The 25,519-nt window shown below is 64.2% G+C and carries 24 protein-coding genes and 1 tRNA gene; 15 read left to right on the forward strand and 10 right to left on the reverse strand.

What is annotated here, in order from left to right:
- The first annotated feature begins 129 nt into the window (after nt 1-129).
- Nucleotides 130-2,826 carry a fimbria/pilus outer membrane usher protein gene (locus AGI3411_RS08380; protein ID WP_244240288.1) on the forward strand — a complete coding sequence of 899 codons (2,697 nt, stop codon included), beginning with the start codon at nt 130-132 and terminating at the stop codon, nt 2,824-2,826.
- 523 nt (nt 2,827-3,349) lie between these two features.
- Here AGI3411_RS08380 and AGI3411_RS08385 read toward each other — a convergent pair.
- Nucleotides 3,350-4,381, reverse strand: coding sequence for a fimbrial protein (locus tag AGI3411_RS08385; RefSeq protein ID WP_129526914.1), 1,032 nt, complete (start codon nt 4,379-4,381; stop codon nt 3,350-3,352).
- A 308-nt stretch (nt 4,382-4,689) separates the two neighbouring features.
- Nucleotides 4,690-5,745 (reverse strand): DUF72 domain-containing protein, encoded by a 1,056-nt coding sequence (locus tag AGI3411_RS08390; RefSeq protein WP_425265326.1) that lies wholly within the window; start codon nt 5,743-5,745, stop codon nt 4,690-4,692.
- 186 nt (nt 5,746-5,931) lie between these two features.
- Between AGI3411_RS08390 and AGI3411_RS08395 the strand changes: the two genes are divergently transcribed.
- Entirely contained in the window at nt 5,932-6,273 is a 342-nt protein-coding gene (locus AGI3411_RS08395; RefSeq protein WP_244240289.1) for a HipA domain-containing protein, read from the forward strand.
- A 399-nt stretch (nt 6,274-6,672) separates the two neighbouring features.
- Here the strand turns inward: AGI3411_RS08395 and AGI3411_RS08400 are convergent.
- Nucleotides 6,673-6,746, reverse strand: a tRNA-Gly gene (locus AGI3411_RS08400).
- Nucleotides 6,747-6,919: 173 nt separating this feature from the next.
- Here AGI3411_RS08400 and trmB point away from each other — a divergent pair.
- The 5 genes from trmB (at nt 6,920) to lysM (ending at nt 9,993) form a co-directional block, all read left to right on the forward strand.
- Nucleotides 6,920-7,735 carry a tRNA (guanosine(46)-N7)-methyltransferase TrmB gene (gene trmB / locus AGI3411_RS08405; protein WP_244240290.1) on the forward strand — a complete coding sequence of 272 codons (816 nt, stop codon included), beginning with the start codon at nt 6,920-6,922 and terminating at the stop codon, nt 7,733-7,735.
- A complete protein-coding gene (pip, locus tag AGI3411_RS08410; RefSeq protein WP_129526916.1) occupies nt 7,735-8,673 on the forward strand; it encodes a prolyl aminopeptidase in 939 nt (312 codons plus the stop codon). Before trmB ends, pip begins: the two co-directional genes overlap by 1 nt.
- 17 nt (nt 8,674-8,690) lie before the next feature.
- Entirely contained in the window at nt 8,691-8,891 is a 201-nt protein-coding gene (thiS, locus tag AGI3411_RS08415; protein ID WP_043546494.1) for a sulfur carrier protein ThiS, read from the forward strand.
- Nucleotides 8,892-9,185: 294 nt separating this feature from the next.
- Entirely contained in the window at nt 9,186-9,503 is a 318-nt protein-coding gene (locus AGI3411_RS08420; RefSeq protein ID WP_043546495.1) for a hypothetical protein, read from the forward strand.
- Nucleotides 9,504-9,546: 43 nt separating this feature from the next.
- A complete protein-coding gene (gene lysM, locus AGI3411_RS08425) occupies nt 9,547-9,993 on the forward strand; it encodes a peptidoglycan-binding protein LysM (RefSeq protein ID WP_043546496.1) in 447 nt (148 codons plus the stop codon).
- Nucleotides 9,994-10,284: 291 nt separating this feature from the next.
- Here lysM and ffh read toward each other — a convergent pair whose 3' ends face one another.
- Entirely contained in the window at nt 10,285-11,685 is a 1,401-nt protein-coding gene (gene ffh, locus AGI3411_RS08430; protein WP_129526917.1) for a signal recognition particle protein, read from the reverse strand.
- A 106-nt stretch (nt 11,686-11,791) separates the two neighbouring features.
- On the opposite strand from ffh, the gene AGI3411_RS08435 reads away from it, so the two are divergent.
- The 4 genes from AGI3411_RS08435 to AGI3411_RS08450 all read left to right on the forward strand — a co-directional run bounded on the left by AGI3411_RS08435 (nt 11,792) and on the right by AGI3411_RS08450 (nt 14,455).
- Nucleotides 11,792-12,634: a cytochrome C assembly family protein gene (locus AGI3411_RS08435; RefSeq protein WP_165359108.1), complete on the forward strand. Its 843-nt coding sequence runs from the start codon at nt 11,792-11,794 to the stop codon at nt 12,632-12,634.
- A gap of 1 nt (nt 12,635) precedes the next feature.
- Nucleotides 12,636-12,902, forward strand: a complete 267-nt coding sequence (locus AGI3411_RS08440) for a PP0621 family protein (RefSeq protein WP_129526918.1) — start codon at nt 12,636-12,638, stop codon at nt 12,900-12,902.
- 336 nt (nt 12,903-13,238) lie between these two features.
- A complete protein-coding gene (gene ampD, locus AGI3411_RS08445; RefSeq protein WP_129526919.1) occupies nt 13,239-13,817 on the forward strand; it encodes a 1,6-anhydro-N-acetylmuramyl-L-alanine amidase AmpD in 579 nt (192 codons plus the stop codon).
- 17 nt (nt 13,818-13,834) lie between these two features.
- Nucleotides 13,835-14,455, forward strand: a complete 621-nt coding sequence (locus AGI3411_RS08450; protein ID WP_129526920.1) for a glutathione S-transferase family protein — start codon at nt 13,835-13,837, stop codon at nt 14,453-14,455.
- A 19-nt stretch (nt 14,456-14,474) separates the two neighbouring features.
- On the opposite strand, the gene AGI3411_RS08455 is transcribed toward AGI3411_RS08450, so the two are convergent.
- Entirely contained in the window at nt 14,475-15,293 is an 819-nt protein-coding gene (locus AGI3411_RS08455) for an IclR family transcriptional regulator (protein ID WP_129526921.1), read from the reverse strand.
- Nucleotides 15,294-15,603: 310 nt separating this feature from the next.
- Between AGI3411_RS08455 and AGI3411_RS08460 the strand changes: the two genes are divergently transcribed.
- Genes AGI3411_RS08460 through AGI3411_RS08475 form a run of 4 tightly spaced genes read left to right on the forward strand, consistent with a single transcriptional unit; the run spans nt 15,604 to nt 19,758 of the window.
- Nucleotides 15,604-16,611 (forward strand): 2-dehydro-3-deoxygalactonokinase, encoded by a 1,008-nt coding sequence (locus AGI3411_RS08460; protein ID WP_129526922.1) that lies wholly within the window; start codon nt 15,604-15,606, stop codon nt 16,609-16,611.
- A gap of 9 nt (nt 16,612-16,620) precedes the next feature.
- Nucleotides 16,621-17,274 carry a 2-dehydro-3-deoxy-6-phosphogalactonate aldolase gene (locus AGI3411_RS08465; protein WP_129526923.1) on the forward strand — a complete coding sequence of 218 codons (654 nt, stop codon included), beginning with the start codon at nt 16,621-16,623 and terminating at the stop codon, nt 17,272-17,274.
- On the forward strand, nt 17,271-18,419 hold the full coding sequence (gene dgoD, locus AGI3411_RS08470) for a galactonate dehydratase (protein WP_129526924.1): 1,149 nt from the start codon (nt 17,271-17,273) through the stop codon (nt 18,417-18,419). Before AGI3411_RS08465 ends, dgoD begins: the two co-directional genes overlap by 4 nt.
- 28 nt (nt 18,420-18,447) lie before the next feature.
- Nucleotides 18,448-19,758 carry an MFS transporter gene (locus AGI3411_RS08475; protein ID WP_129526925.1) on the forward strand — a complete coding sequence of 437 codons (1,311 nt, stop codon included), beginning with the start codon at nt 18,448-18,450 and terminating at the stop codon, nt 19,756-19,758.
- A 19-nt stretch (nt 19,759-19,777) separates the two neighbouring features.
- On the opposite strand, the gene AGI3411_RS08480 is transcribed toward AGI3411_RS08475, so the two are convergent.
- From AGI3411_RS08480 to AGI3411_RS08500, 5 genes are all read right to left on the reverse strand, one after another.
- Nucleotides 19,778-20,953 carry an amidohydrolase gene (locus AGI3411_RS08480; RefSeq protein ID WP_129526926.1) on the reverse strand — a complete coding sequence of 392 codons (1,176 nt, stop codon included), beginning with the start codon at nt 20,951-20,953 and terminating at the stop codon, nt 19,778-19,780.
- A 54-nt stretch (nt 20,954-21,007) separates the two neighbouring features.
- Nucleotides 21,008-22,234: an MFS transporter gene (locus tag AGI3411_RS08485; RefSeq protein ID WP_208748043.1), complete on the reverse strand. Its 1,227-nt coding sequence runs from the start codon at nt 22,232-22,234 to the stop codon at nt 21,008-21,010.
- Nucleotides 22,235-22,534: 300 nt separating this feature from the next.
- A complete protein-coding gene (locus AGI3411_RS08490) occupies nt 22,535-23,734 on the reverse strand; it encodes an MFS transporter (RefSeq protein ID WP_129526928.1) in 1,200 nt (399 codons plus the stop codon).
- 161 nt (nt 23,735-23,895) lie between these two features.
- Nucleotides 23,896-24,669, reverse strand: coding sequence for an IclR family transcriptional regulator (locus tag AGI3411_RS08495; RefSeq protein WP_129526929.1), 774 nt, complete (start codon nt 24,667-24,669; stop codon nt 23,896-23,898).
- On the reverse strand, nt 24,659-25,456 hold the full coding sequence (locus AGI3411_RS08500; RefSeq protein WP_129526930.1) for an IclR family transcriptional regulator: 798 nt from the start codon (nt 25,454-25,456) through the stop codon (nt 24,659-24,661). The genes AGI3411_RS08495 and AGI3411_RS08500 overlap by 11 nt, the downstream gene beginning before the upstream one ends.
- Between the last annotated feature and the right edge of the window lie 63 nt (nt 25,457-25,519).

Below are 25,519 nucleotides of genomic sequence, written 5' to 3' on the forward strand. Positions count from 1 at the left end.
GGGCGCCCCCTTTCTCCTGCGCCCCGTCTTACACATTCCCGGGTTCGGACAAACATTCCGCTGCGAATCAGCGGACAGGGATCCCTTACGCCTTGTTTTTGTGCCGGCCCGCCAATTTGGTCGCCACCTATGCCACGCAATTACGAGTTCCGTCGCCACGACACATCCCCTAATCATGTTCTTCGTCGCTGGCTGGCAGGCATGCTATGCGCCTCCCAAGCCGTGGCTACCGGCGCGTGGGCGGACCCGGGACCTGCGCGCCTGGCGCAAGACGGGGCAGCGGTTTCACCCAAGCAGCGGCCGCCCGTGCAGGTCGCTGCGCTGGATGGCGTGATCGTCGGCTACAACACGGCTTTCCTGTACGGAATGACTTCCACCACGGATATCCGGACATTGCTGGCCGGCTCAGGCGTTCCTCCAGGGTTTCAACGCGTCGACCTCTACATCAACCAGATGCTTGCCGGCCGCCTGGATGTCGAATTTGCACACAACCCGAAAAGCGATGAAGTCGAACCGTGCTTTTCCGCATCGATGCTGGAACAGGGCGGCGTAGACCTGGCCAAGTTGCCCGGTCCTTTGGACCCAAACGCCACATGTCTGCGCATACAGGACGTCATACCTGATGCAAGCGCTGCATACGATATGGCAAGCCTGCGTCTGAACGCGAACGTGCCGCAGATCTACATGACTTCGCTTCGCCGCGGCTATATCGATCCTTCCCTCTGGGAGCCAGGCGCCAACGTCGCATTCCTAAATTACAGCCTCAACGCTCGTCGCAATAAGTCACGCTACAACAACTCCCAAAATGATCTCAGCGCCAGCGTACGCTCAGGCGTCAACCTGGGCGAATGGCGCTTGCGCAACGATGCGTATCTGAGTTCAGGAAGCCGTCGGCCATCCAACTTCACTAGCCAGAACACCTATCTGCAGCGCGGTTTCAACGCCATCAAGAGCCAGATGGTGGCGGGAGAGGCCTACACTTATTCGCCCTTGTTCGATAGCGTGCGCTTTCTGGGCATGCAACTGGCCTCCGATGAAGCCATGCGTCCTGACGAGGAACAGGGTTACGCGCCGGTCATTCGTGGTACCGCGGAAAGCAACGCGACGGTCGAAGTCCGCCAGAATGGCTATTTGATCTATACGACTACCGTTGCCCCTGGGCCGTTTGCGATCACTGATTTACAGCCTTCTGGCACGAACGGCGACCTTGAAATTGTCATCGTTGAGGCCAACGGCACTCGCCGAGTATTCCGACAGGCTTTCTCGAGCCCCCCTCTGATGGTCCGCGAGGGGCGGGTCAAATACAACGTTGCCGCCGGTCAAGTGCGCCTGGATCGGCGTCAGCGGGAGCGGCCGGGTTTCATCAGTGGATCGATGATCTACGGTCTGACGGCGAACTCAAGCCTGGCGGCTGGCCTGCAAGCCTCGCCTGGGTATCTATCGTACTCGTTGGGTGCGGGCCTCAACACGCCGGTTGGCGCCGTGTCCCTGGACGCCATTCACTCAAGTAGCAATGCCGGCGGTTCATCCGCAAGCGGCGATCGCCTCAACCTTCGCTATGCAAAATTCGTCGAAGCGACGGGGTCCCAGGTCTCCGCCAATATGCAACATGGCCTGCGCGAAGGATTCCGCTCACTCTCCGATCACGTCGAGCGGAATGGTGCGCGATCTGGGTCGCGTTGGAACTCGGGGCACGGAAGTCGACAACGTTTGGACGGCTACGTATCTCAACCTATTGGCGACGGCTATGTCTACCTGAACGGGTCCTACGGCAAGAATTGGAATGGAACCTCTTCCCGCAGCGTGTCGCTGGCGTATAGCAATTCGATAGGCAGGCTGAACTACAACCTCTCCTACACTCAATCGAGGAACATATATTCGTCATGGGAGAACGGTCGAGATTCCCGCCGTGACAACACGGTCATGCTCACACTCAGCATGCCGTTGGGAGGTACAGGCAGCTCTACGTACGCATTTTCCACTCTAAGTCGACAAAGTGCCGGGACAAGCGCACAGGCAGGCGTGTCCGGTTCACTGCCGCTCGAACGAAATGTCAGCTATACCGTAGCCGGCAACAAGGATACAGATGGCCAGCGCGACGCCTCAATCGGCGTGGGTACCGCAGCCTCCTTCGGCCGTCTGAATGCAAGCTACACCCACGGCGATCGATACCGCGCTAGCAACTTTTCGGCGTCGGGGTCCATCGTGGCCCACTCGGGCGGCGTCAATCTCGGACAAGGTTTGAGTGAAACGTTCATGCTCGCCAAGATCGAACCGCCGGTATCCGACGTAGCAATCTCCAGCTTTGCCGGCGTAGAGACCGGGCGCAATGGTTACGCAATCATCCCCAGTGCCACTCCTTTCCGCGGCAACTGGGTGACCCTCAAGACGCAAGGGCTATCCAAGGATGTCGACATCACCAACGGCACGCAGATGGTGGTGCCTACGCGGGGCGCGGCAGGACTGGCCAAGTTCAAGGCGGTAACCGGACGCCGCGTTCAATTTGAACTGCATGGGGCCGACGGCCAACCCCTGCCGTTTGGCGCGACAGTTGAAGAATGGGATGGCACTAGGCTGGGGATTACCGATCCGCGCGGACGTGTCCTCACGCTACTTCCGACGGACCGCGAACATGGCGAACTCGACGTGCGCTGGAATGAGGCTACATGCCGGGTTGCCTATGCACTACCGCCCAAGCTCGAAGGCGAGAATTATCAGCGCTTGACCCTCACATGCTCGACACCGATTCCGCCTGCTCCCGAGAATAAGGGGCCTGGGTCGATTGCGGCAGGAGATCCACGGCGCGACAAGGCAAGTGCTTCATAAGCAAGAAGGGTGGGATCTTTCCCACCTTTTTTTGCGTCAACGTCCCGGCATGAAGCCTCATCATCGGCAAGGCGCAATAAGCAGTCGACAAGGCAGTGCACTGAACCAATGCGCCCCGGATCAACCCTCCGTCGGCAGGATCAAGCTCTTCATAGCTTGCCTCTTCGCAAACCCCTGATCCATCTCTGCGATCTTCCTGGCATTTTCCAATCGCGCCGTGGAACGCGACTGCTCCGTCCTTTTAAGCGCAACGCATACCGAGCAAAAGGTGCTGAGCAAAAAAATGAAGCCATCATGAAAAATGGCTATCACTTCCCAATAGGCACGGTGGGCTAACGTAGCGCTCAATTTCCATGGTCGCGGCACAGTTCACAGCAATTCTCCCGCAAACAAAAAAACCTGGCCCCCTCGACGGGGGCCAGGAAATTTTCTTCGGTTCACGGAGTTTCAGTTGCAGCGGAGGTTCAACATACCGATATGCGCGTGGAGCTCTAAATCGGAAACTATCCGGCGTTGCTCGACGTCACTTGTAGTTTATCGTGAAGGTTGCATTTGCATTTGCACTTCCAGACGTTGGCGCTTGATCCATTGACGTTCCAACGTAGCGCGCCCTCAGCTTGATGTCTACCGGCACATTACCAAACTCGCCAACCATCCACTGATTTTGCGCTCCGCTTTCCGGCCCGTAGTGAACAAGCTCCCCGTTTTCTCGCAAAATTTCTATGCCGACGTTTTTTGCCACGGAATCTTTGGTAAGAGAAAGCGTGCTTGAACGATTGGAGGGATTCGTCGAATCCGAGAACACGATGAACATTCTGGTCGTTGAACCCCGATCTCCGCCTGAGCACCGCAATCGTATATTGAAGTCTTTTGTTGGCCCGGCTCGCTTACCTGAAAGCGAGCTGGCTTCGCCTTCCAGTTCGACGCTGACCAACTTTGTTTCCAGCGCGCACGAGGGAACTCGCGGCTTGACCTCAATTCCATCGCCGGCAAGTGATATACGCCGTACGGCATACCCCGTATTTACTAGAGTAGATTCCGCTACCAATCCCTGTATTTTTCCGCCCGCAGTGATCTTGCTGATCTTGACCAATTCCACCGTGAATTCGTCGGCGGGCAGCATGATGAGCACACGCTCAGAGCCGAAGTCTTTGTATTGCGGCCACCATTCTTGGTTAAAACCACCTTTGATTCGAATTCCTATGCCTTGTATCCCAGTTAGGTAAGTATTCCAACCACCACCGGTCCGACTCGTCTCAACCGAATAGACCAATGTACCAACTGCGTACGGACATACCAGTCTTCCCCCCTGACCAGTAGCCCTCGAGTTGCTCCGGTAGATTACCGTTCCATTTGCAACATTGGGGTCAAATTCTTCCGCATTAAAAACCGGTAGGGTCCAGTCCAAACGCGGTGCGGGGGTTCCATCATTCAGCGTCAGCTTGCAATCAGTGTGGGCTGAGGCAGCCGCTGAAAGAAAGGCAGATAAGATAAGTAACCCAATTCGCGCAGAAATTTTCGACGAGTTCTTTGATCGAAGTCGCAAGATTGCCATTGCTCATCCAGTAGCATTTTTGTCATGGCATCGTATCTGGCAGAAGCGTGCGCATGCTTAGGATTATTCCTAAAAGCCCAGCAATCGACCGGCCGGCTAAAGAAGGGTAAGCAGAGTGAGCTATTGGCAGCCGTCGCTGGGAGTTGGTGCGGGAGCAGTTGCCGCAGTGGGTACGGACTTCCCGAGGCGGCAAAGCACGGGTTGGTCGTCCCACTTCTGCCAAAGAAGACACCGCCAATGACACCGATGAGTTGGAGAGAGTGGGCCGCGGGAAGCGACATCCTGGAACAAGCAGGAGCAGACAGGCCCTACGCCGCAACCGCCCGGGCCAGCATCTGGATGGACAGCGGCGCGCAGCCCTCGGCATCGTTGCTGATCGTCACGTAGGCCGGTTGGCCCGCGCCCGTGATTCCGCGGATCGTACGCGCCAGCACCGTGCGAGTAGAGATATCCTCACTGAGGATGGCATTGAACGGATCGTGCTTTTTCTGCGCGTCGGCATAACCATACGCGCCGAAAATGCGGTTCAGGTTCCACCGGCAGACCAGCGGCCCCGGCCATAGCGCGCGCAGTATCGGCAGTTGCGCTTCGATCGGCGGCATCTTGCCATGCAAGCCCAGGCAGAAAGTGGCCCCTTGCGCCTTGAGCGTATCGACCAGCGCCTGGCCCAGCAGTTCAGGGTCCCGCACTTCCACCGCGACGATCACGGCGCCATGCGCGGACAATGCCGCCCGGACAGCCGCCAGCATGTGGCCCAGCTTCTCGAACAGCGCTGCCGGGCGACTCAGCCACCCCCAAGGCAGAGGACTCAACTGGAACACCAGGACCCCGAGCTTGGCGCCCAGGCCTTCGAGCGTGGGCCGCACGAATTCCTGGACGACCAGCGACGGATCGAGGAAAGCCGGGTTGACCGCGCGCGCCCTGCCCTCTTCGCCACGCGCCTGAGCGTCGGTAATGCTGGCGGGACACTTGACGACGAAGCGGAAGTCGTCATCGACCTGCCCCGCGTAAGCAGCATACTGGCTTGCCGTCAACGGGCGCCAGAACGTGCGGTCCACACAGACCGTGCGCAAAAGCGGATGCTGATGGTAGGCGCCAAGACCATGCTTGGACAGCGTGCTCGAATCGTATTCTCCATCCCAGACCAGCCCTTCCCAGCCGGGATATGACCAGGTAGAAACGCCGAAGCGCAGCTGTGCCGGAAGCTGCCGCGCGAGCGCGCCCAACTCCTGCGCCGCAGGCGCGGGAATCACCTTGGCCATGCTCCGCAGGAGAGAAAAGTCCGGCTGGGCTTCAGACGCCGTCTGATTCGAGGAGTGGGCAGGAGGCTGGAGCGGCGCATCTCCGAAAAGATCGTCTTGCATATTTGTCATGTGGCACGAGAGCAGGCTAAAGGGTACTTGAATAGCGCCGGACATGTGTCCTCACCATCGATGGCAAGCAGAGCCTGTCGCTTCCGACACCTTGCCAAGGCGATCAAACCCTCGTCAGCCTCAAACGACGAGGAATCGACATGAGCGCGCAGGACAATACCCTGGAAGTCTGGCTGAATGGCGTTCAATATCGCGGTTGGCAACCGCGACGACCACCTTCGCAATCACGGCTTCGTGCTTGGCAAGACAGGATGGAGACTTGCTCCCGCGTTTGACGTCAATCCGAATATCGACAAGGCCGAGCATGTCTTGAATATTGACGACGTCGACAATCGACCTAGCCTTGAAACTGTCCTCAACACGGCTGCTTTTTATGGGTTGGACGATGTGCAAGCTCGACAGATTGTGGATAAGGTAGTCATGGTTGTCGATCGTTGGCAGGACGCTGCTCGTCGGATGCGCATTAGCGGTGCGGATATTGATTTGACTGCGGGGGCGTTCTCGGCAAATAAAGCATAGAGAAGATGGCTGCCGTGCGGACGACTGCTTTCGACCGAGGCGGTGTGCCCCCCTTTGACGCTGCTACGGTTGTGTAGATAGAGTTTTGGTATCTCGATTCCGGGAGTCGACATGCCCCGATTCATCGAAGGTCAGGACCGGCAGCAGGTAGCGTTGATCCAGGAATGCCTGGATGACTTTATCGCCGACGACATTGACGAGTACTAACCTCTATCAACACATCACCAAGCATCCAGGCGGATACGTGCTACCCCTGCAGAAAATCGCAGCGAAATCTGGCCCCGGGGCGTCTGGCGCACCTGGGGACAATCTTGGGACACTGCGCCCTATAAGCGGCCACCAGCCGTCCGCATGCCTCCCGGACGGGCGCGCAGTAACTGCTTGATATTTGGTGAAAAGTGGAGCGGGTGATGGGAATCGAACCCACGCTTGAGGCTTGGGAAGCCGCCGTTCTACCATTGAACTACACCCGCCTGGGTGTCGTGCCCTCGGCGCAAAGCCGAAGCAGAGGCGGCGATTATAGCGCGGGATTTTCATTGCCGGGCGCGATGGCCGCGCGGCTATTCGGCCGCCGTGCCAAATATGTCCCTAATTTAGTGCGTCTGGGCGACACCCGTCGCCCCGGCCTCCCACTACAATTCGGGCTATGAATACGAACACCCCCGAGAATCCCCCCGCGACGCCCGCGGCCGCGCAGGCCCCGGCTTCCGTGAACACCCCCGAAGCGCCCGCCGCCGTTTCCCCCCAGACGCAGGCCGCCCTGGCCAGCGCCGCGCATGCGCCCAACAGCCCGGGCGCCACGCATATCCGCAGCTTCGTGCATCGCCGCGGCCATATCACGCAGGGTCAGCAGGCCGCGCTGGAACGCCTGATGGACCAGTGGTCCATCCCCTACGCGCCGCGCCGGCTGGATCCGGCCGCGGCGTTCGGCCGCGAAGCCCCGACGGTGCTGGAGATCGGCTTCGGCATGGGTGAGACCACCGAGAAGATCGCGCTGGCCCGCCCTGGCGACAACTTCCTGGGCGTGGAAGTCTTCAACGCCGGCGTGGGCTCGCTGCTGCGCCGCATCGAAGACTCCAACATCCAGAACCTGCGCATCGTCCAGCACGATGCCGTCGAGGTGGTGCGAGACATGATCGCGCCCGACTCGCTGGCGGGCGTGCACGTTTATTTCCCGGATCCGTGGCCGAAGAAGCGGCACCACAAGCGCCGCCTGCTGCAACCCGCGTTCGTGTCGCTGCTGGCCAGCCGCATCGCGCCCGGCGGCTACATCCATTGCGCGACGGACTGGGAAGATTACGCGGTGCAGATGCTGGAAGTGTTGAGCAACGAACCGCTGCTTGCGAATACCGAGGACGGCTACGCGCCGCGCCCCGACTACCGCCCTCCGACCAAATTCGAGACGCGAGGCCTGCGCCTGGGCCACGGCGTCTGGGACCTGATCTTCAAGCGAGTCGCCTAATGCTCTATCCGCCCATCGAACCCTACCGCCAAGGCACGCTGGATACCGGCGACGGCCACCAGATCTATTGGGAACTCTGCGGAAATCCGCAGGGCAAGCCGGCCGTGTTTCTGCACGGCGGCCCGGGCAGCGGCTGCTCGCCCGTGCACCGCCAATTGTTCGATCCGCAGCGCTATAACGTGCTGCTGTTCGATCAGCGCGGCTGCGGCCGCTCGCAGCCGCATGCCAGCCTCGAAAACAACACGACCTGGCATCTGGTGTCGGACATCGAGCGCTTGCGCACCGAGGTGATGGGCGCGGAAAAGTGGCTGGTGTTCGGCGGGTCGTGGGGCTCGACGCTGGCGTTGGCCTATGCGGAAACGCATGTGTCCCATGTCAGCGAACTGGTGCTGCGCGGGATTTTCGGATTGCGCCGCGCGGAGATCCAGTGGTTCTACCAAGAAGGCGCGTCGTGGCTGTTCCCCGACCGCTGGGAAGAATACCTGGCGCCCATTCCGGAAAGCGAACGCGGCGACCTGGTGGCGGCCTACCACAAGCGTTTGACGGGCGACGATCCGGCCGAGCAGCTGCGCGCCGCGAAGGCATGGAGCAAGTGGGAAGACAGCACCATCACGCTGCTGCCCAGCCCGCGCCATCAGCAGAGCCACGCCGCCGACCGGGCGGCGCTGGCCTTTGCCCGCATCGAGAACCACTATTTCGTGAACGCCGGCTTTATGGAAGAAGGCCAGCTGATCCGCGACGCCCACAAGCTGCGCGGCGTTCGCGGCACCATCGTCCAGGGCCGCTACGACGTCTGCACTCCCGCGCGCACCGCCTGGGACCTGCACCGCGCCTGGCCCGAGGCGGACTTCCACCTGGTCCCGGACGCGGGCCACGCCTTTGATGAACCCGGCACGCTGGCGCGGCTGATCGGCGCGACCGACGCCTACGCGCGCTAACTGGCAAGGAGACCTGCATGCACATCACCCTGAACGGAGACGCCCGGGAGTTCCCCCTGGACACGACCGTGAACGAACTGCTCGAGACCCTGGGCTATGCCGGCAAGCGCGTGGCCGTGGAACGCAACGGCGAGATCGTGCCCAAGAGCCAGCACGCGCAGACCCCGCTGGCCGATGGCGACCAGATCGAGATCGTGGTGGCCGTGGGCGGGGGCTGACGCCTACGCATCGCGCACGTTGTCGCGCGCCGAGCATTGCAAACGAGGGCCGCTGATGTAGCGGCCCTCGTCGCATGTAGCCCGCTGCCGGATGCGGTTTAGGTCCACGCATGCGCATTCCCTGCAAAGTGGCCAGCATTCTTGCGTAGTCTGCCAACAGGCTAGCAACCTGTTACACGTTAACCCCTCGTCGCATGGGGAATCTGCGAGTCATAATCGTTCCTGCTGGTTTCGCACTATTGTCTTGCTGTTGTTCTAGCGTTGCACATCGCCCCACGGGGCAGAGGAGGCATCATGGACACCGCAGTCATCGTCAACCTGATCATCCAGCTGGTCGCCGGCGCCGCCGGGGGCAACGGTCTGGGGAAAATGCTTCAGCAGTTCAATCTGGGGCCATTGGGCAACACCATCGCGGGCGCCATCGGTGGCCTGGCGGGGGGTTCCTGGCTGGCCCCCATGATCACCGCGGGAGCCGGAGCGGTTGCGGCAGGCAATGCGGGGCTGGATCTTTCAGCGATAGCCGGTAGCGTGGTCGGCGGCGGCGTCGGTGGGGCCGTGCTTACCTTGATCGCCGGCATCGTGCGCAAGATGTTCGTGGGCCACAAGCCCTGATGGCACTTCGTTTTCTCACCGCAACATAGATAAAGGAAACACTATGGGTCTGCTCAATTTCATCAAGGACGTCGGGGAAAAGCTCTTCGGCGCCAGCGAGGCCAAGGCCGCGACGGCGGACGAATTGAAGAAAGAGCTGGATAAGCACGGCCTGAATGCCGATGGCCTGCAGATTTCGGTCGACGGCGACAAGGTCACGGTGGCGGGCGAGGCCCTCAGCACGGAAGCGGCCGAGAAAATCACCCTGGCCCTGGGCAACACCGTCGGCGTCGCGCAGGTGGACAACCAACTGAAGGTGAAGCAGGCCGCGCCCGAAGCCAAGATGTACACGGTGCAAAAGGGCGACAACCTGTGGAAGATCGCGGAAGCGCAATACGGCAAGGGCCAGGGCGCGAAAAATACGCTGATCTTCGAGGCCAACAAGCCGATGCTGACCAGCCCCGACAAGATCTATCCGGGCCAGGTGCTGCGCATTCCGCCCTTGGCTTGACCCACGGAAACGAACAAGCCGGAAGGCACCCATGCGCTTTCCGGCTTGCATCGCGGCAGCGCCCCCTGCTCGCCGCGATTACTTGGCCAGACGCAATGTCTGGCCATTTTTTTGGCGATGAGCCTGCGGCACCACGCAAGCCGCGCCCCTGTGTCTGACACCCGTACGAGATGCTCGTCCGGCTCAAGCAGACGCTGCCGGGTGTCTGACACCGGCGGAAGCTTTATGGACTGTTGGCGCCTTAAAGTAGTGCCATGGGTGTCTGACACGCGAGGTGTCAGACACGCGGAATCACCGGAAACGGCCCATCCCCTTCATGCCGCCCATGGCACGCATCATCTTGGCCATGCCGCCCTTCTTCATCTGCTTCATCATGCCCTGCATCTGGTCGAACTGCGCCAGCAGGCGGTTGACCTCTTGCACGGGCACGCCGGAACCCGCGGCGATGCGGCGCTTGCGCGACGCCTTGATGAGTTCGGGCTTGGCGCGTTCGGCCGCCGTCATGGAGTTCAGGATGCCTTCGGTGCGGCGCAGCTGCTTTTCAGCCTGACCGCCCTGCAGCTGGCCGGCTGCCTGCTGGAACTGCGCGGGCAGCTTTTCCAGCAGGGAGCCCATGTCGCCCAGCTTCTTCACCTGGCCGAGCTGGTCGCGGAAGTCGTTCAGGTCGAACTTGTTGCCCGACTTGATCTTCGCGGCCAGCTTCTGGGCTTCGGCGATGTCGATATTCTTCTGCGCCTGCTCGACGAGCGACACGATGTCGCCCATGCCCAGCACGCGCTGCGCCATGCGCTCGGGGTGGAACGGCTCCAGGCCGTCCAGCTTTTCCGATACGCCGACGAACTTCAGCGGCTTGCCGGTGACGTGGCGCACCGACAGGGCGGCGCCGCCGCGGGCGTCGCCGTCGAGCTTGGTCAGGACAACGCCGGTCAGCGGCAGCGCGTCCGCGAAGGCGCGCGCGGTGTTGACCGCGTCCTGGCCCTGCATGGCGTCCACGACGAACAGCGTTTCCACCGGTTTGACGAGGTCATGGAGTGCGCGGATTTCGCGCATCATGGCTTCGTCGATGCCCAGGCGGCCGGCCGTGTCCAGGATCAGCACGTCGTAGTGGTGGCGGCGCGCGTGGTCCACCGCGTTGCGGGCGATATCTTCGGGCTTCTGGCTGGGGTCGGACGGCAGGAAGTCCACGCCCACCTGCGCCGCGACGCTCTTCAACTGGTCGATAGCGGCCGGACGGTACACGTCGGCGGACACCACCAGCACTTTCTTCTTGCCGGTCTTGCGGCCGTGCTGGGTATGCTGGCCTTCGGTGAGCCAGCGCGCCAGCTTGCCGGTGGTGGTGGTTTTGCCGGCGCCCTGCAGGCCCGCCATCAGGATGACGGCGGGCGGCTGCACAGCAAGCGAGAGCTCACCGGAATCGGCGCCCAGGTCGCCGCCCATCAGGGAGGTCAGCTCCTTGTGGACGACGCCCACCAGGGCCTGGCCCGGGCTGAGGCTGCCGGCGACTTCTTCGCCCAGCGCCTTTTCCTTTACCCGCGCGACGAATTCGCGCACGACGGGCAGCGCCACGTCGGCTTCCAGCAATGCCATGCGCACTTCGCGCAGCATTTCCTGGGTGTTGGCCTCGGTCAGGCGAGCTTCCCCGCGCAGCGTCTTGACGACGCGCGAAAGGCGTTGAGTTAGGTTATCGAGCATGAGAGGCGTTTCCGCTTAAACTAGTTGATTGAACGGTGGCCGCAGGCGCGGATTCTGCGCTTTCGGGTGGCATGCACCCCAAGGCCCCATCCAGACAACGGTTTCTATGTCACTAGGCATTGTATTTCACACGGCGGCTGCCTTGGCGTACGCAGTGCTCGGGGGGTCGCTTTGGATCCGCCTGGCCGGCGCGGGCGGCGTGGAGCAGACGGGCAAGGTCGCCCGTCTGTGCCTGCTGGGAGCCCTGGTTCTCCATGGAATCGGGCTGCAACAGTCGATGCTGGGCTCCCAGCATTTGTTCATTGGATGGGCCCTGGCCCTGTCCGCCGCCATCTGGCTGGGCATGGTGGTGTTCTGGCTGGAAAGCCTGGTGGTCCGCATAGACGGCCTGCAACTGCTGCTGCTGCCCGCCGCCACGGCCGCCAGCGGCCTGGCCGCGATCTTTCCCCAGGGGCAATTCGTGCCCCACGCCAACGACGCCTGGCTGCGCGTGCACCTGCTGATCGCGCTGGCGGCCTATGGCCTGATCACCATCGCCGCCCTGCACGCCATGATGATGGCCCTGCTGGACCGCCACCTGCACCGCCCGCTGGACGCGCCGGCCGAACGCAGTATCGTGGGCCGCGTCCTGGATTCCCAGCCACCCCTGCTGGTGCAGGAGCAGCTGCTGTTCCGCATCATCTGGATCGGCTTCGTCGTGCTGACCCTGGCCGTGGGTACGGGGTCGGTGGCGTCCATGAAGCTGACCGGCAAAATCCTGCCGTTCGACCACAAGACCGTCTTCACGCTGCTGTCCTGGCTGACGTTCGGCGTGCTCCTGGCGGGCCGCCATGTCTGGGGCTGGCGCGGCCGCGTCGCCCTGCGCTGGACGCTGACGGGTTTTGGTTTCCTGATTCTGGCCTATACCGGCAGCCGGTTCGTGCTGGAAATGATTCTGCACCGAGGTTGACGTGGGCAAGCTGCTGTTCTGGATTTTTGTGGTCATCGCGGTGCTGTTCGTGGCCCGCATCGCCGGCCGCATGGCGGCGGCGAAGCAGGCCGGCGCGCAAACCAACCGGACGGCCGCCCGCGGCCGGGCGCCGCAGCCCAAGCCGGTGGAATCGATGGTGCGCTGCGCCCACTGCGGCATCCACATGCCGCGTTCCGAAGCCCTGCTGCAGAACGGCCAGACCTGGTGCAATGCGGAGCATGCTCGGCTGGGGCCCCGAAAGCACTGAGAGGGGTGTCAGACACCCTTGCGGCCTGCCAGCAGCTTGAAGGCCGTCTCATCGGGTGTCAGACACCGGCGGCAGCATCTGGAACGGATCAGGACCTCTCCTCGGGGGCTGACACCGGCGGCAGCATCTTGGAACGAGCCAGCGGCTCTCCTCGAAGGTCAGGCACCGGCGGCGGCAGCTGGAGCGGGTCGTCAGGTGTCTGACACCCGAGGAGACGGCCTTCAGGCGGCGCTGCCCGCCCACGGGTGTCTGACACCCCGCCATCTCCCCATCAAATAGAAGCCTGCCTTTTCCCACGGCATAATGCATGTTGGACTCCACACATGCTCCCTTCCCATGGCCTTGCGACTGGATCGTCATGGCTGGCTGGCGCCGGCCCCAGGTGTTTCGCTCCTGCCCTCCCCCAACCGCGACACGCGGCCCGCGGGCGCGCAGGTGTCCCTGCTCGTGCTGCACAACATCAGCCTGCCGCCCGGCCGGTTCGGCGGACCGGAAGTCGCCGGGCTGTTCCTGAACACGCTGGACTACGGCTCGCACCCCTGGCTCGAACGCCTGCGCGGGCTGCGGGTATCCGCGCATTTCTTCATCCGCCGCGACGGCAGCATCATCCAGTTCGTCTCCACCGACGAACGCGCCTGGCACGCGGGCGTGTCGCGCTATGCGGGCCGCGAACGCTGCAATGACTTTTCCATCGGCATCGAGCTCGAAGGCACCGATACCCTGCCCTACGCCGATGAGCAATATCTGGCGCTGCGCAAACTGACACCGGCGCTGCGCGCGCGCCACCCCCTGGCGGCAGCCTGGGGCCACGAGCACATCGCCCCGGGGCGCAAGACAGACCCCGGGCCCGCTTTCAATTGGACGCGCTTTTCGCGCGACAGCGGTTTTGCGCGGCGGCAGTTGCCGCCCGCCTGACACCAAAAGGACTGGTTATGTTGAAGATCTGGGGACGCCTGACTTCCGTCAACGTTCAAAAAGTCATGCTGGCCGTGCGCGAGCTTGCGCTGCCGCATACCTTCACGCAGGCCGGCGGGCCGTTCGGCGTCGTCGACACGCCGGAGTTCGCCAAGCTCAATCCCAACCGCACCGTTCCCGTCATCGACGACGGCGGCTTCGTGCTGTGGGAGTCCAACGCCATCGTGCGCTATCTGGCTTCGCGCTACGGCGTGGGCACGTTGTGGCCCGAAGACGCCTGCCTGCGCGCGGACGCCGACCGTTGGATGGACTGGCAGGCCACGGAATGGCAAGGCGCCATGGGCCCCGCCTTTCTCGGCCTGGTCCGCACGCCCGAAGACAAGCGCGACAAAGCTGCCATCGAAAACTCGGTGAAGCGCTCGAATGCGCGCGCCCTGGTCCTGGACCAGGCCCTGCAAGGCCGCGAATTCATCGCCGGCCGGCACCTGACCATGGGCGATATCGCCCTGGTGTGCTCGGCGCACCGCTGGCTGGCCCTGCCGATCGAACGCCCGGACACGCCGGCGCTGTCCGCCTGGTACCGCCGCGTCATGATGCGCCCCGCCCCGCAGGGCGTGCTGACGCTGCCGCTGGAGTAAGGAACGCGGGCGCGACGAATCAGGCGCGCTCGACTTTCCATCCCAATTCGGCCGAGATCCCCGCCGCCGCGCCCTGCACCACGGCGACCATTTCCCGCATGCGTTCCAGCGACATGTACGGCACGGTGCTGGACACGCTGATCGCGGCCACGATACCGCTGGACGCGTCCCGCACCGGCGCCGCCACGCAACGGATCGATGGCTCGTTGTCTTCGAGGTCGAAGGCATATCCGTTGGCCGCATATTCGCGCATGCGTTCGCGGAAGGCCTCCCAGGTCTGACGGCCGCCGGGCGCGCGCGACGAGACCGGCGCGCCGATGCGGTGCAGCGCCTTCCACTGCGGCTCTTCCGTATCCAGCAACAACGCCTTGCCCACGCCCGTGGCGGCCAGCGGCATGCGGTGCCCCACCCGCGAACGCATCTCCAGCCCCTTCTTGCCGGGGATTTTCTCTAGGTACAGCACGTCGTCGTTGTCGCGCACGGCCAGGTGGATGGTGTCGCCCGTCAGTTCCGCCAGGCTGTCCAGGTACGGACGCGCCAGCGTCGCCATCGGAAAGGCTTCGCGCGCCTGGAATCCGAGTTCGATCAGCTTCGGCCCCAGCACATAGCCCACGCCAGGCAGGGAACGCAAATAACGCTCCTGCACCAGGCAGCTTGCCAGCCGGTGCGTGGTGCTGCGCGCCACGCCGATGCGCGCGCAGATCTCCTTCAGGTCGCGCGCGCCATCGGACACGGCCTGCACGACGGCCAGGCCGCGCATCAGGGTCTGCGTGCCCGCGGGCGCGGCGGCATCAGGATCCAGGGTGGAAGAAGGTTCGGGAATAAGCGTGGCGGTCATGAAAAGTCGGAACTGGGCGGCAAACAAGGGAAGAAGCATACCTGGCGCACCCGCGCCGGCATGCGGGAAAAAGACGGAGCTTCCAGGCGATACCTGACGGCTGGCTCAGGGGCGCATGGCTTCCAGGCCTGCTTTTATTCCCTGTATGTGGGATTTAATTCTATATTTTGAGATTTTTCAAGCGCTGATCTAGAATTTTTCCCATCGCCCGTCAGCGCCCCCGAACGCCGGCCGGCCTCAGACAACAAGGTCCGTGCACCCCTGCCGCAGTGGCAGCCGGGTATACGGCCAAAGCCGAGACAGATTTCTGATGACTACCGGATTGCCCGCCCGCGCGGCGCTTATCGCGCTGGACTGGGGCACCTCATCGCTGCGCGCCTACCGCCTGGACGGCGCCGGCCGCACGCTCGACACCCGCCATTTGCCCTGGGGCATCATGCGCCTGCCGCAGCCGCTGCAGGACGGCGCGGCCACCATGGCGCTATCGGGCTTCGAACTGGCTTTCGAGCAGGCTTGCGGCGACTGGCTGCGGGCCGAACCCTCGCTGCCGGTGATCGCCTGCGGCATGGTCGGCAGCGCCCAGGGCTGGAAGGAAGCCGCCTACCTGGACGTGCCGGTCGACCTGGAACGCATCGGCACGCTGCTCACCGTCGTGGCGCGCCATGGCGCCACGCCCGTGCACATCGTGCCCGGCCTGATCCAGCGCCACGGCCTGCCCAACGTGATGCGCGGCGAAGAAACCCAGGTTTTCGGCGTGCTGTTCGACCAGGCGGACGGCGGCGCGGACAGCGTCCTGATCGGCCTGCCCGGCACCCATTCCAAGTGGGTCAATGCTCGCCGCGGGCGCGTCACGCATTTCGATACCTTCATGACCGGCGAGGTCTACGCCGCGCTGCGCGGCCACACCATCCTGGGCCGCACCATGGCGGACGCCCCCAGTGCGGACATGGCCGCCTTCGAACGCGGCCTGAAGGTGGCCGGCGCCCCCGCCGGCCGCGCGGGCGTCCTGTCCACCGTGTTCAGCACCCGCGCGCTGGGGCTGACCGGCGAACTCGCGCCCGAATCGCAGGCCGACTACCTGTCGGGCCTGCTCATCGGCCATGAGATCGCGGCGCTAGCCGAGATGCTGCGCCAGCAAGGCGAGCTGCCCCGCATCGTGCTTTGCGGCGAGCCCGCGCTGTGCCGGCGCTACATCCAGGCCATGCGGCACTACGGCCTGGGCACGCCCGAGCAGGCCCAGGACGCTACCGAACGCGGCCTGTGGCACCTGGCCGTCAGTGCGGGACTGGTCGCCTCCCCATCATCGGCTCACGCCTAGGAACCGAACATGAACCATCCTGGTCTGCAATCCGCCATGGCCCACTGCGGCCTGATCGCCATCCTGCGCGGCATTACGCCCGCCGAGGCCGAGCCCGTCGGCCAGGCGCTGTACGAGGCGGGCTTTCGCCTGATCGAAGTGCCGCTGAATTCGCCCGATCCGCTGGACAGCATCCGCGCCATGCGCGCCGCCCTGCCCACCGACTGCCTGATCGGCGCGGGCACCGTCCTGAACCCGGACGATTGCGCCCGCATCCAGCAGGCGGGCGGCGAACTGATCGTCATGCCGCACAGCGACGCCGCTGTGATCCGCGCCGCCAAGCAGCTGGGCATGGCGTCCTGCCCCGGCGTGGCCACGCCGACCGAGGCCTTCGCCGCATTGGCGGCGGGCGCCGACGTGCTGAAGATGTTCCCCGCGGAGCAACTTGGACCTGCCGTGCTGAAAGCCTGGCGCGCCGTGATGCGCCCGCCCATCGCGCTGGTGCCCGTGGGCGGCATCACGCCCGGCAATCTTTCCTCATACGCCCAGGCGGGCGCCAGCGGCTTCGGCCTGGGCTCCGCCTTGTACAAACCCGGCCTGTCGGCCGACGCAGTCGGCCAGAACGCGCGCGCTTTCCTCGCCGCGTGGCAAGGCGCCTATCCCGCCCAGGAGACCCAAGCATGAAGATCACCAAGCTCACCACCTACATCGTGCCGCCCCGGTGGTGCTTCCTGAAGATCGAAACGGACGCAGGCATCGTCGGCTGGGGCGAGCCCGTCGTCGAAGGACGCGCGCATTCCGTGGCTGCGGCCGTCGAAGAGCTGTCCGACTACCTGATCGGCAAGGATCCCCGCAACATCGAAGACCACTGGACGGTGCTGTACCGCGGCGGCTTCTATCGCGGTGGCGCCATCCACATGAGCGCACTGGCCGGCATCGATCAGGCCCTGTGGGACATCAAGGGCAAGCATCTGGGCGTGCCGGTGTCGCAGCTGCTGGGCGGCAACGTGCGGGACCGCATCCGCGTGTATTCGTGGATCGGCGGCGACCGGCCCGCCGACACGGCCGCCGCCGCCAAGAGCGCGGTGGAGCGCGGCTTCACCGCCGTGAAGATGAACGGCACCGAAGAGCTCCAGTACATCGACTCGTTCGACAAGGTGGAAAAGTGCCTGGAGAACGTGGCCGCGGTGCGCGACGCGGTCGGCCCGAATGTCGGCATCGGGGTGGACTTCCATGGCCGCGTGCACAAGCCCATGGCCAAGGTGCTGATGAAGGAGCTGGACCCGTTCAAGCTCATGTTCATCGAAGAGCCCGTGCTGAGCGAGCATTACGAGGCCCTGAAGGAACTGGCGCCCCTGACCTCCACGCCGATCGCGCTGGGCGAACGCCTGTTCTCGCGCTGGGACTTCAAGCGCGTGCTGTCCGAAGGCTATGTCGACATCATCCAGCCCGATCCGTCGCACGCCGGCGGCATCACGGAAACGCGCAAGATCGCCGCCATGGCCGAGGCCTATGACGTGGCGCTGGCGCTGCATTGCCCGCTGGGCCCCATCGCGCTGGCCACCTGCCTGCAGATCGACGCCGGTTGCTACAACGCCTTCATCCAGGAACAGAGCCTGGGCATCCACTACAACGCCGCCAACGATCTGCTGGACTACGTCAGCAACCGCGAAGTCTTCGCCTACGACGACGGAATGGTCGCGATTCCCCAAGGCCCGGGCCTGGGCATCGAGGTAAATGAGGAATACGTAAAGGAACGCGCCGCCGTGGGCCACCGCTGGCGCAACCCCATCTGGCGCCACGCCGACGGCAGCTTCGCCGAGTGGTAAGCCGATAAAGAGAAAGAGGAGACTTCCCTTGTCCACCGCTACCCACGCCGGCCTGCAGGGCGCCCAGCGCCCCACGCGCAGCCGGTACCTCATCATGGTGATGCTGTTCATCACCGTCGTCATTAACTACCTGGACCGCAGCAACCTGTCCATCGCCGCCCCCGCCCTGAAGGACGAGTTCGGCCTGGACACGGTGCATGAAGGCCTGATCCTGTCCGCTTTCGGCTGGACCTACGCCGCCATGCAGATCCCCGGCGGCTGGCTGGTGGACCGCGTGTCCCCGCGCCTGCTGTACGCGGCCGCGCTGATCCTGTGGTCGGCGGCCACGTTCTTCATGGGCTTCGCCGGCAGCTTCGTCATTCTGTTCGTGCTGCGCCTGGCGGTGGGCGCGCTGGAAGCGCCCGCCTACCCGATCAACAACCGCGTCGTCACCACCTGGTTCCCGGAGCGCGAGCGCGCCACGGCCATCGGCTTCTACACCTCGGGCCAGTTCGTCGGCCTGGCGTTCCTGACGCCGGTGCTTGCCTGGCTGCAGCACCACTACGGCTGGCACATGGTCTTCGTCAGCACCGGCCTGCTGGGCATCGTCTGGGGCGTGCTGTGGTTCATGATCTATCGCGAGCCGCGCCAGTTCAAGGGCGCGAACACCGCCGAGATCGAACTGATCCAGCAAGGCGGCGGCGTGGTCGACCTGGACCGCCGCGCGCGGGAGAAAAAGGCCCCGTTCAGCTGGAACGACCTGGGCCTGGTAATGAGCAAGCGCAAGCTGTGGGGCGTCTACCTGGGCCAATTCTGCCTGACGTCCACGCTGTGGTTCTTCCTGACCTGGTTCCCCACCTATCTGGTGAAATACCGCGGCATGGACTTCATCAAATCCGGGTTCCTGGCGTCGGTGCCGTTCCTGGCGGCGTTCATCGGCGTGCTGTGCTCGGGCGTGCTGTCCGACTTCCTGATCCGCCGCGGCGCCACCGTCGGCCTGGCGCGCAAGCTGCCCATCATCCTGGGCCTTTTGATTTCCACGTCCATGATCGGCGCCAATTTCACCGATTCCACGCCCTGGGTCATCTTCTTCCTGGCCGTGGCGTTCTTCGGCAACGGCCTGGCATCGATCACCTGGTCGCTGGTGTCGACCCTGGCCCCCGTGCGGCTGCTTGGGCTGACAGGCGGCGTGTTCAATTTTGTGGGCAACCTGTCGTCGATCTGCACGCCGATCGTGATCGGCTTCCTGGTGACGAAAGAAAGCTTCGCCCCCGCGATCGTGTACGTGTCGTCGCTGGCCCTGCTGGGCGCGCTGTCGTACATCCTGCTGGTGGGCAAGGTGGAGCGGATCGAGGCCTGAGGCCCCTCTCCGGGCCTGCCTAGCGCAACAGCGTCTGCGCCAGATGCACCCAGAAGCTGCCGCCCACCAGGATCAGGTCGTCGTTGAAATCGTAGCCCGCGTTGTGCAGGGCGGCCCCTTCGCCCGCGCCGATGTTGATGTAGCACCCCGGCACCCGCTGCGCCATGAAGGCGAAGTCATCCGCCGCCAGAATCGGCGGATGATCCACGGCGCAGTCCTCGCCAAAGTGCCGCTGCGCGACTTCGCGGGCGTCCCGTGTGGGTTCCTCGGCATTCACCAACACGGGATAGCGGGCCCCGGCTTCCTGTATCCGCGCGCTTGCGCCGAAGCAGGCAGCCTGGGCCTGCACGATATCCCGGATGCGGGCCAGGATCAGGCTCCGCTGCGCCTCGTCGTAGGTCCTGACCGATAACTTCATTTCGAGTTCGCCCGGGATCACGTTGAACGCGCTGCCGGCATGGATGCTGGTGACGCTGACGACGGCGCAGTCATGCGGATTGACGTTGCGCGAAACGATTGTCTGCAGCGCCTGGATGATCGACGCTGAAACGACGACGGGATCGCACGTAAAGTGCGGCGACGCCGCGTGTCCGCCCTTGCCGCTGACTTCGACGATCATGCTGTCCACGGACGCCATGATCGCTCCGGGCACGATAGCCATCTGCCCGAATTTCAAGGTGGGCGTCGGATAGTTGTGCAAGGCGTAGACCGAATCGCAAGGCGCGGCATCGAACAGCCCGTCATTCAGCATGGCCAGCGCACCCGCGCCGCCTTCCTCGGCGGGTTGGAAAATCAGATTCAACGTACCGGAGAAGTCGCGGGTTGCCGCCAGGTGCTTGGCGGCGGCCAGCAGCGTCACCGTGTGACCGTCATGGCCGCAGGCATGCATGATGCCGTCATTCACGCTGGAATAGGACTGCCCGCTGGCCTCGCTGATGGGCAACGCGTCCATATCGGCCCGCAAGCCGATAGCTCGCCCGCCCTCCCCGGCCTGCAGCGTTCCTACGCCCCCGGTGCCGCCCACTTCCCGCCGGACCCGGTAGCCCCAGCGTTCCAGGTAGCCCGCGACGATTGCGCTGGTGCGCCGCTCTTGATAGCCCAGCTCCGGGTGCTGATGGATATCATGGCGGATGCGCTTCATTTCATCGAATGAATCGAGCAAGCCGGGCACGATGCCGCGATGCGATCCTTTCATGGATTCAACTCCCTATTCTGAAAACTGGCGGTTGTGCCCGCATGACGATCCCGGTCATTGGCCGCGACGCTCCTTGAACAGGCAGGTGGCGACCAGGCTGATGGCCAGCATGCCGATCACATACCACGCGGGCGCCATGGAATTGCCGGTCGTCTTCAGCAGCCACGTCACGACCACTTGCGCCGAGCCTCCGAAGATCGTGACGCCGAACGAATAGATCATGGAAACCCCCGTCGCCCTCACGGCTCGCGGCAGGGCCTCGGCGATCAGCATGGTGCTGGTCAGTACGTTGATGCCAAGCGCCACGATGAGCAACATGCGGAAAACGACGGCCAGCCAGAGGTAGCCGGGAATCTCCAGCATCCGGAACGTCGGGTAGGCCATCGCCATGCCGATCAGGATCGACAGGATCATGGCCTTTTTGCTGTTCTTGAAGCGGTCCACGTACCTGCCGGTGAAATAGACCGCGACCACCTGCACGATCGAGGCGAGGCAGCTGAACAGATAGGCCGTGGACGCCTCGATGTGGTGGGTCTGCATCATGTAGGTCGGCATGTAGAACAGCACGATGTACACCATCACGGTGCCCGACATGATCATCAGAATGCCCAGCACCAGATCGCGCGTATGGTCCGTCAGAACCGTCCGGACCGGGGTTTTCTTCTTGGCGGCGCTGGCGTCTCCCGCATAGGTTTCCTCGATATGGCGCCGGATGTAGACGCCGACCGGCACAATCAGCAGCCCCAGGATGAAAGGCACGCGCCAGCCCCAGGAATAGAGCGCCTCTTCGGACAGCGTCGAGGTCAGCAGCAGCCCCAGCGACGCGCCCAGCAAGGCGGCGATTCCCTGGCTGATCGATTGCCAGCTGACGAAGAACCCGCGCTGGTTGGCGCCAGCCGATTCCAGCAGCAGCGTCGTGGCGGCGCCGACTTCCCCGCCCGCCGCGAATCCCTGCAATAGGCGGCCCGCAACGATCAGGCACGGCGCCAGTATCCCGATCTGCGCATGGGTGGGTGCAAACGCGATCAGGGCGGTGCCCATGCCCATCAGCATGATGGTCGCCATCATGGCGGCCTTTCTACCCTTGCGGTCCGCGTAGGCGCCCAGCACCATGCTGCCCAGCGGCCGCATGATGAAGCCCACGCCGAAGACAGCGACCGCCATCAACAGCGAGCCGTAGTTGGATTCGCTTGGGAAGTACAGCTTGCCGATCACCGCGGCGAAAAAGCTGTAAACCGTGAAATCGAAAATCTCCAGCCCGTTGCCAAGGCTGGCGCCCATGATCGTCCGTCGATTGCCTGCCCTGCTATCGAGCGCTGTCTCGATGGTCCTGTTTGCCGCTACTGCCGTCGCTTCCACGGATTCCCCTTCATTCGATTCGCTGCAATTTCTGCGCTTGATCTTGTATATACAATACTAGACAAGCCAAGCATGAATGCAACTTAGGGAAAACGTGGAACCTCTCTTTGGTTGATAAAAAACAAGACTGAGTTACTGCTCATCCCCGATGAACCAACACCGGCCCCAGGGGCAAAAAAAGGCCGCGTCCAAGACGCGGCCTTCAGGCTTGGCTGACTTGAATCAGCAACCCTGCATTTCCAGCTTGCGGCGCCGCACGTTGCCGGCGCGCTGCAGCAGCACCAGCGCCAGGCCCGCCGCCGCAATGACCGCGCCGGCGATCGGCACGGCGGCATAGCCCAGGCCGGCGGAGATCACGGCGCCGCCCGCCGCGGCGCCCACCGCGTTGCCCAGGTTGAAGGCGCCGACGTTCACGGAAGAGGCCAGGCCGGGCGCATCCTTGGCGGCGCGCATCACGCCCATCTGGAGCGGAGGCACCACGGCGAAGGTCGCCACGCCGAAAATCAACAGGGAAATCGCCGCGCCGGCCTGCGTCGATGCAATCCACGGGAAGGCCAGCAGATCGACGATGACCAGCGTCAGGAAGGCGATCAGCGTGCCGTCCAGCGAGCGGTCCGCCATACGGCCGCCCACGCCGTTGCCCAGCGTGAAGCCCAGGCCGACCAGCACCAGCATGCCGGTGATGAAGGCGGGCGAGGCGCCCGTGATGTCGGCCAGGGTCGGGGCGATGTAGGTGTACAGCGTGAACATCGCGCCCGCTCCCAGCACGGTCGTCAGCAAAGCCATCAGCACGACCGGGCTCTTCAGCACGGACAGTTCGCGGCCCACGTTGGGACGGCTGCCGGCTTCGCCCGCCGGCAGGGCCCGCCACAGCGCCAGCATGGCGATCAGGCCCAGCCCGGCGGTGGCGACGAACGACATGCGCCAGCCGATCGCCTGCCCCAGCCAGGTGGCGGCGGGCACCCCGCCCACGTTGGCGATGGTCAGGCCCATGAACATCGTCGCCACCGCGCTCGCCTGCTTGTGGCGCGGCACCACGCTGGCGGCGACCAGCGAGCCCAGGCCGAAGAACGCACCGTGGTTCAGGCTGGTCACCAGGCGGGCCAGCAGCAGCGTCGTGTAGTTAGGCGACAGCGCCGACAGCACGTTGCCGATGGTGAAGATGGCCATCAACAGGATCAGCGCCTTGCGCTTGGACCAGCGCGAGAAGGCCAGGGTCATCAGGGGCGCGCCGACCATCACGCCGATCGCGTAGGCGCTGATCAGCATCCCTGCGCTGGGAATGGATACGTTCACGCCCTCGGCGATGACGGGCAAGAGGCCCATGGGGGAAAACTCGGTCACGCCGATGCCGAACGCGCCGACGGCTAGCGCCAACAATGGCAGGCCGGCCTTCACCGGTTGAGTGTCTTTGGGGGTCATGCGGATTTCCTCGGTTCGAAAGCGCCGACCGGGAGTTCGGGATTGCGCCAGCGGTTGGGAGCTGGCGCATCGACGGGGCCGATCGGAAGACAGGCGGCCAGTATGCCGCGTCCATCCTTGCGGGAATAGGGGTAAACCAGCGAAAAACTTTTGACTTGGAGTCACAAATACCCCAGCAGCCGTTCCGTCTCGCGGGCCAGCGCGACCAGCCTGGGGCCGATGTCGGCCGCCCGCTCGCGGTAGGGCCCGTCATTGGCGGGCACGCCGCAGTTGAAGACGTAAAGCAGCGACTGGTGAGGCCGGCCCAACGGGGCGGCGAAGCCGTAGGCGTCGGGACGCCATTGCAGGTTGTTGCCGCAATAGCCCTTGCGCTCCAGGTCGCGGCGGGCCGCCGCCAGCGTGGGGAAATGGGCTTCGTAATGGGCGGGATCGGCAACGCGCAGCTGGTTCAGCACCGCCGCGCGCTCCTCGTCGGAAGCCCGGGCCAGCCAGGCCTTGCCGGCGGCGCTGGACAGCAGGGGCAGCGAGGCGCCGATATCGGGGCGGGTCTGCAGGGCCTCGTTCGACCGGGCCGTTTCCACGTACACCATTTGCAGGCGGTCGCGCACCACCAGCGACACCGCGCCGCGCGCATGATCGGCAAGCTGCTTCATCAGCGGGCGCGCCAGTTGGCGGATCTGCATGCTGGCCAGCAAGGGATAACTCAACGCCAGCACCGACGCGCCCAGGCGGTAGCGGGCGGGCTCGCCTTCGCGCTGCAGGAAACCCAGCTCGACCAAGGTGTGTGTCAGGCGGGCCACGGCGCTGCGCGACAGGCCGGTCTGCTGCGCGAAATCCTTGTTGGCCAGCACGGGCCGGTCCGCCCGGAAGCAGGCCAGGATATCGATGCCGCGCGCCAGCGTGGTGGTGAATTCGCGGTCGCGCTCATGCCCCATCGCCGCGCTCCATCATTTTCTCGACGCGCGCGGCCAGAGTCAGCAGGCGCGGCGCGATGCGGCCGCGCGGGTCGCCGGGGCGCAGCCGCGCCACCGGCACGCCGCAATTGAAGACCAGCGCCTGGCCATCGACCCGCAAGCGCATGGGCACCGCAACCGCATGCACGTCCGAATGCCAATCGCCCTGCCCAACGCAATACCCGTACTCTGCGTAATCACGCCGCGCCTGCTCCCAGTCCGGCGCGTAGCGCCGCCAGGCCGCCGGGTCCTGCCGCCGCAAGGTTTCCAGCACGGGCTCGGCCTCGCCGCCGGCGCCTTGCGCCAGCCAGGCACGGCCCATCGCGGACGGCAGCAAGGGCAGCAGGGCCCCGATGTCGGGCCGGAACGACACGGCATCGTGCCCGCGGCAGGTTTCCAGGTAGACCATGTTCAGCCCGTGATGCATGCCCAGGGAGGCGGACCCGCCCGCCGCGTCGGCCAGCCGTTTCATCAACGGACGCGCCAGTTGACGGACCTTGATGCTGGCCAGCAGCGGATAGCTCAACGACAGCACGGCCGGCCCCAGGCGGTAGCGGCGCAGGCCGCCGTCGTAGCGCAGCAGGCCGCGCTGCATCAGCGTGGTGGTGAGCCGGGAGATGGTGGCCTTGGACAGGCCGGTGCGGTCGGCCAATTCCCGGTTGCTGAGGGCCGACTCGCCGTGGCGGAAGGCCTGCAGCACGGACAGCCCATGCGCCAGCGTGGTGGCGAAGGCGGGGTCGGCATGGCGCTCGCCTGGGCGGGAAGTCATGGTCGCTGTCCTGGATTCGGGGCCGCCCGGAAGCGCGGCCCGTCCCGCCGATGATAGAGCAGG

The sequence above is a fragment of the Achromobacter agilis genome (genome assembly GCF_900496965.1).
GTDB classification, from domain to species: domain Bacteria; phylum Pseudomonadota; class Gammaproteobacteria; order Burkholderiales; family Burkholderiaceae_B; genus Achromobacter; species Achromobacter agilis.